The sequence below is a fragment of the Tangfeifania sp. genome (assembly GCF_055108615.1).
Genome location: NZ_JBSQIC010000129.1, coordinates 1 through 6,595, shown reverse-complemented (window position 1 = coordinate 6,595; position 6,595 = coordinate 1). Strand labels below are relative to the sequence as shown.

Annotated in this window: 6 protein-coding genes and 1 tRNA gene; 2 read left to right on the top strand and 5 right to left on the bottom strand. The window is 40.8% G+C overall.

Annotated features, from left to right (window positions below):
* Window positions 1-216 precede the first annotated feature (216 nt).
* Complete coding sequence (locus ACTCNA_RS17175; protein ID WP_462949169.1) at window positions 217-345, top strand: GxxExxY protein; 129 nt, start codon at window positions 217-219, stop codon at window positions 343-345.
* A 139-nt stretch (window positions 346-484) separates the two neighbouring features.
* Here the strand turns inward: ACTCNA_RS17175 and ACTCNA_RS17170 are convergent, their stop codons facing one another.
* From ACTCNA_RS17170 to ACTCNA_RS17150, 5 genes are all read right to left on the bottom strand, one after another.
* Complete coding sequence (locus ACTCNA_RS17170; protein ID WP_462949168.1) at window positions 485-1,714, bottom strand: bifunctional 3,4-dihydroxy-2-butanone-4-phosphate synthase/GTP cyclohydrolase II; 1,230 nt, start codon at window positions 1,712-1,714, stop codon at window positions 485-487.
* Window positions 1,715-1,817: 103 nt separating this feature from the next.
* Entirely contained in the window at window positions 1,818-2,912 is a 1,095-nt protein-coding gene (locus ACTCNA_RS17165; protein ID WP_462949167.1) for a glycosyltransferase family 2 protein, read from the bottom strand.
* 86 nt (window positions 2,913-2,998) lie between these two features.
* Entirely contained in the window at window positions 2,999-4,201 is a 1,203-nt protein-coding gene (locus ACTCNA_RS17160) for a glycosyltransferase family 4 protein (RefSeq protein WP_462949166.1), read from the bottom strand.
* Window positions 4,176-5,672, bottom strand: coding sequence for an LptF/LptG family permease (locus ACTCNA_RS17155; RefSeq protein WP_462949165.1), 1,497 nt, complete (start codon window positions 5,670-5,672; stop codon window positions 4,176-4,178). The genes ACTCNA_RS17160 and ACTCNA_RS17155 overlap by 26 nt, the downstream gene beginning before the upstream one ends.
* Before the next feature lie 153 nt (window positions 5,673-5,825).
* Window positions 5,826-6,203 carry an START-like domain-containing protein gene (locus ACTCNA_RS17150; protein ID WP_462949164.1) on the bottom strand — a complete coding sequence of 126 codons (378 nt, stop codon included), beginning with the start codon at window positions 6,201-6,203 and terminating at the stop codon, window positions 5,826-5,828.
* Window positions 6,204-6,386: 183 nt separating this feature from the next.
* Here ACTCNA_RS17150 and ACTCNA_RS17145 point away from each other — a divergent pair.
* Window positions 6,387-6,460: transfer RNA gene (locus ACTCNA_RS17145), tRNA-Met, on the top strand.
* Window positions 6,461-6,595: the final 135 nt, after the last annotated feature.

Below are 6,595 nucleotides of genomic sequence, written 5' to 3'. Positions count from 1 at the left end.
AAAAAGCAAATGACAGCTGAAGATTATTTGAGGACAAATCAAAAAGTAAAAGAATTTTAAAATCAATTAACCGAACCTTAATTACTGCTGAGTTGTAACAATTATTTTGATATACCGGATAATTCAGAAATTTACATCCGGTTCTTTCTAACATCAAGTCGTTCTTTTAAAAATCATTTAAATTTTAACGAAACATTCAATAATAAAGAGAAACAATTGACTGAAAATGATATTGCTCAGTTGCTCACCTATCTGGAATTATCAGGAATAAAACCGGGACTACTAATAAATTTTAACTGTAAAACGTTAAAGGATAACATTCACCGGGTGGTCAATAATCTTTAAACTTCGCGCATTTTGCGCATATAGTTTTGCGCGTCTTTGCGTGGAAGGTTTTACCAGAAACTCAAAATAATATTTAGCTAATCAAAGCAAAAGCCAACTTTTGAAAAAATCCCAGGAGATTTTAAAGAAAAGTCAAATTCTACTGGTCGTAATTAAAATGGCGCAGGTGGTGCCCCATCCGGTCGCGTTTTGTCTTCAGGTATCTCTGGTTATGTTCATTGGGTTCAATTTCGATGGGCAGTGTGTCCACAACTTCCAGCCCGAAACCTTCTATGCCCACACGTTTCACCGGGTTATTGGTAAGCAGGCGCATTTTGGTAACACCCAGGTTACGCAGAATTTGTGCACCTACGCCGTAATCGCGTTCATCGGCTTTAAATCCCAGGTGAATATTTGCATCGATGGTATCCATTCCCTGATCCTGCAACTTGTAGGCTGCAATTTTGTTAAGCAGTCCAATTCCGCGGCCTTCCTGCATCATGTAAACAATTACCCCTTTCCCGGCTTTGTCGATCATCTCCATTGATTTATGCAACTGATCGCCACACTCGCAACGCAGTGAACCAAAAATATCGCCAGTCATACACGAAGAATGCACCCTGACCAAAATGGGTTCATTCACTTCCCATTCACCTTTAATAAGAGCTACATGTTCGGCACCATTGGATTTTTGGCGGAAAGGCACAATGGAAAAATCACCAAAGCGAGTGGGCAGCATAACTTTCTCTCCCCTTTCAACCAGGCTTTCGCTTTGAAAAAGGAACGAAATCAGATCTTTAATCGATACGATTTTCAAATTGAATTTTCGGGCCAGTTTCATGAGTTCGGGCAGGCGCGCCATGGTTCCGTCCTCGTTCATTATTTCAACCAAAACACCGGATGGAAAAAGCCCTGCCAGGCGGGTAAGGTCAACAGCCGCCTCGGTATGGCCGCTCCGGCGCAGAACGCCCCGGTCTTTTGCTTTTAGCGGAAAAATATGTCCCGGCCTTGCCAAATCGCCGGGTTTTGTATTTTTGTCCACCAACATTTTTATGGTAGTTGCCCGGTCGCTGGCCGAAATACCGGTGGTAACATCGGGGTGATTGCCATCGACTGAAACCGTGAATTGCGTTTCATGGTAGGATGTATTCTGCCCAACCATTAAATCCAGATCGAGCTCATTGCAACGTTTTTCGGTGAGGGAAACGCAAATTAAGCCACGCCCGTGAATGGTCATAAAATTAATAACTTCGGGAGTAATTAATTCGGAAGCAAAAATAAAATCACCTTCATTTTCGCGATCTTCATCATCTACCACAATAACCAGTTCGCCTTTTTTAATGGCTGCAACTGCTTCGGGAATTGTATTGAGTTTAATATCATCAGTCATGAAACATCGTCTTTAAATCAGCTGCAAAATTACAATAAAATATCGAGAAAAGAATGATATCTGTCGCCGGACAGGTTAAAAATAACACTGAAAAATTATAAACTTATGCTCTTTTTGACTTCTCCCAGCCTGCAGGTTGACTTCCTCTGAAGTATCTTAAAATTCCTCTTATGGCAGCATAATTGATGGATAAAAAGTAGTAGGGAATAAAAAGTAATTTAAACCTGATTTTCCGGTTTTCGAAATACCACCCTACAGCTGCCAGCAAATAACACAACACCTGAAACCAAAAAAACAGGTTGTAAAAATCAGGCTGATTCCATGCATTAATTTGCCAAACAATAAAAGCATTAAGTATGAAAAGTAAAAACAACGAAACAGGCGCGATAGTCCAGCGCAGCACTTTATGCGAAACATACTGCCAGGACAGCACTCCAAATCGGAAAGGGTTGAGCAGTGGTTTTAGCCTGAAAAGCGCCTGGATTCCTCCGGCAGCAATCCGAATTTTACGTTTTAATTCTTCTTTAACATTTAATGAAGCCGTTTCTTCTGCGTAGGCATCAGGTGTGTATGAAATTTTGTAGCCGCGCAGTGCTATGCGCAACGAAATAATAAAATCATCGAGAATCGTATCCGTTTCCACCTCTTCGAAAAGTTCACTCCTGATGGCAAAAAGCTCGCCCACTGCGCCCACCGCCGAATTTAATTCAGCATCCAGTTTTTTCACCCACGATTCAAATTTCCAGTACAACCCTTCTCCGGCAGCTGCTGCGGCATCTGATGGTTTTTCAATAATGCGTTTTTCGCCGGCTACGCAACCGGTTTCCGGGTTGGCAAACTCGGACACAATACTGCGAACAGTATTTTTGCTTAGCAGTGTATTGGTATCGGAAAAAATTACAATGGGCACCTTCACAAATTGCATCCCGCGGTTCATGGCATGCATTTTCCCACGCCGTTCGGGTTGATGATAAACTTCAAGGTTACTGTAATTTTTCAGTATTTCGGGTGTTCCGTCGTCGGAGCCGTCAGTTACCCAAATGTACTGTACTTTATTTTTTGGATAATCGAGCTGATACGAATTTTCCACTTTCTGCTCAACATAATCTTTTTCATTGTAGGCGGTTACAAAAAGGCACACTTCCGGCTCGTAATCACTTGTATTTTTTTTCTTTTTACCGAAGAATAGCTTTTTCAATTGGACCGCTATATACAAAACCAATGCATACCCCACGAATGTGTAAAAAAGAAGGAATAAAAGCAGCCAGAAAAATAGCTTCAAAATCATTCGGTATGCTCTTTATAAAACCGGACCAAAGCACCGGCAAGGGCTAAGTTATCAAATTTTTCGTGGATATACTCAATGGCGTTACGACTAATCCTGTAGTAAAGTTCATGGTCGTTTACCAGTCGTCCGATTTCATTCACAAATTCAATTTCATCATTGGCTATCAGAATATTTTCGCCCGAGGTTGTTGAGATACCTTCGTTACCGATTGGAGTGGTAACAATGGGTTTCCCGAGGGCCATTCCTTCAATAATTTTAATTCGCATTCCACTGCCCGAAAACAGGGGAACAACCATTATCGATTTTGAATTCATGAACTGATAGGCATCGGGAATTTCGCCTTTGAAAACAATATTAGGAGCATTAAAATAGCGCACCAGCCATTCGGGGGCATTCCGACCGGCAACGTAAAATTTCAGGCCGGGAAATTTCTCATGTATTTTAGGCCAGCATTTTTCAATAAACCAAATCAATCCTTCCTGATTGGGTGCCCATTCCAGTGATCCGATGTGAAAAAGTGAAGGATGTTCCAGATTTTTCGAATGCGGGAAAAGGACGTTGGCATCAATTCCTGTGGGAGAAACATGCACCGGTTTTCTATTGCCCATCCGGTTTAGAATCTCACCGTCGCGCTCGGTAATCGGAACCAATAAATCATAATCGTTCAAAAATCCTTTTTCAAATGTTTTAATGCGTTTGGCCAGAATTTGCAGGTAAATTTTCTTTATTCCTTTCGAAAGCGCCGCAGTACGTTCCCATATTTCGTGTTCAATATTGTGGGCACGATAAGCTATTTTTGCATTGGAATACTTGCGAATAAGTGGTATGTAGGGACAAACATATAGCCCTTCGAGTTGAACTATGTCAAACTCGCTCTCTTCCAAAACTTTTTTCAACTCGCATGAAAATGCTTTTGAAATAAAACGTACGCCATTGTAAGGTTTTCCCGAAAACAACAGGTTAAACAAAGCCGCAAACCCCGAAGTACGAGCCGGCACATCAACAAGCCGGAACTTCGCCCAGTCCTGAACCGACTCGGGCATTTCATTTATATCAACATGGTGTTTTACGGTGTTCATTGCCAAAACGGTAACTTCATGACCGAGAAGTGCAAAACCGCTGGTCATGTTCATGCAGGCAATGGCTCCGCCGTCTTTTGCAGGGAATGGTACTTTATTGGTTACCTGAAGTATCTTCATTTTTTTTGCTAAACTTTCGGGTTAACTTATCAATACCTAATTTACTGAATAATTTACTGTATGTTTCGGCGCTCATAAGCGCGGCATCAGTAGCTGCCTTATACGAAAGCCACACGCCCAAAGGCAAAAACACAAAAGTGGAAAACCACATTCCGCCTACCATATCCCAAATATCTTCGCGGGCCGATTTTTCACCGGTCATAGATATGATATAATAGGCAATAAACATCAAAATGGAAATTACAACAGGCATACCCAAACCACCTTTCCGGATTATGGCCCCCAGTGGTGCTCCAATAAAAAAGAAGATAAGCACTGCCAGCGAGAGGGTATATTTTTTATGTCGCTCCATGGAATACCTATTGAGTGTTTTTTTCCGGTTGTAAAGCTGGTCGTCGTACATATTGAGGGTTTGAACATTGCCCCTGGCAGCACTCAAGGCACTTTGTGTTATTTCAGCTTTCACCCAATTATCCTGGCGTTCAAAAAATTCATCAAAATCAAAAATTGAATCGGGCTGAATCCGAATATCGCGTTTAAGCGAATCGTGCGAAACTGTTAAGTTGTAAATTTTGGAAATGGTAGCCGAATTCAGGTTGATTTCCATGATAAATTTATTCAGCCTGTTTTTGTAATCGTTACCAAGAGAATCTTCCATGAATCTCAGTTGATCAATATTCAGCATCCGGTAAGTATTTTTAAAAATGCGGTCGTCACGCCGGTTAAAATCAAACCCACGTACTTTAACCCTGATGGTTTGTTCATCAAAGCGGTCGCGCCTGAATGGGAATTTGTCCTGCTCCTTCCTGCTGCGTGCGGTTTCCGAATAATTTACACCATTGTAAAGGTTCAGCACCATAAACTTTTTATCTTCCGTAATCCGCAGATAACCGGAATCGGCAACAGTAACACTCTCATTTGCTTTGTTGCTGGTATGGTCGTAAATGAGCAGGTCCTTAAGCATATTTGTGTTGTTGTCTTTACTTCCCACGCGAATACTGTAGCCATCCATTTCATTGGTAAAAACACCTTCCTGCAGCACGAGTTCAGGGCGTTGCTGCTTTACACTCCACAGCAAAGTTGTAAACTTCAGGTTGGTGTGCGGCAAAATATTATTTGAGAAATAGAATGCTGTAGCAGAAATAATAATGGCGATAACGAAAAGCGGTTTCATAATCCGGTGTAACGAAATACCTGATGATTTCATGGCTACCAGCTCGTAATTCTCGCCCAGCGATCCGAAAGTCATAAGCGATGCAAGCAGCATGGCCAGAGGAAATGCATAAGGAAGCAATCCAAAAGCGGCATAAAAAATCATTTCGCCAAGCACCGCAAAATCAAGCCCTTTCCCAACCAAATCATCAACATATTTCCATAAAAACTGCATAAGCAGTATAAATACTACAATAAAAAAGGTCATGAAAAATGGCCCCAGAAAAGATTTTATTATGTACCAGTGCAGCCGCTTCATATTTAAAGTTTCTTTTACCGAAACGTGTACAAAACTAAGGTATTTTAAGAATCCTGAAAGTAAAAAAAAGTTAAGTTAGCTTTTTGAAGTTTAAAACTTCACATTTGCATAAGTTCAGGGTTTGGGTTAAGCAATATTTTAGAACATATGATTTTATAAACCCAAAATATGTTTTAAATCGGCTATTTGAGAATTCCACAAATCTGTGGTTTCTTCCCGTTCATCCTCTTCGGCAAAATCGATAACAATTAACGAAACATCGTTGGTCAGTTCGTCCTGCGAAATTCTGAACTCAAAATAGGAATCTTCGCCATCGAGCCATGTAAAACGGACCAGTTTGTTTTCTTTACGCAGTGAAATTTCGGCAGTTTGTTCCGAACCTTCCCAAACAAAAGTAAATCTTTTACCCTGCACACGCACATCGTCTGCAAACCACTCAGCAAGCCCCGATGCTGTGCTCAACCTGTTATACAAAACTTTAGGAGAACAATTAATTACATATTCAAGCAGAATTTTCACTTTATCATCCATGTTCTGTTTTTTGGCAATATAGTTATTCTGTTTTTAAGAAACAACAGGCTGCTAAACCCCCATATTTTATTTTGCTGTATTTTTTAGGCGAAAAATCAGGCTGAAAAAAAATAAATACTATATTTGCACCTCGAAATTTTGAGGCAGGGAAACAAATCCAATCCTTAAAAAATTTGAAATAATGGCGAGGTAGCTCAGCTGGTTAGAGCGCGTGATTCATAATCACGAGGTCGGCGGTTCGGGTCCGCCTCTCGCTACGAAAACCAAAGGGAAAGTTGACAAACAGCTTTCCCTTTTTTTGTATATTTACTCAATGGCACACCACGTTTACATTCTTTACAGCAAAACTAAAGACCGGTTTTACATTGGCAGCGCTTCCGATGTAGAAAAAA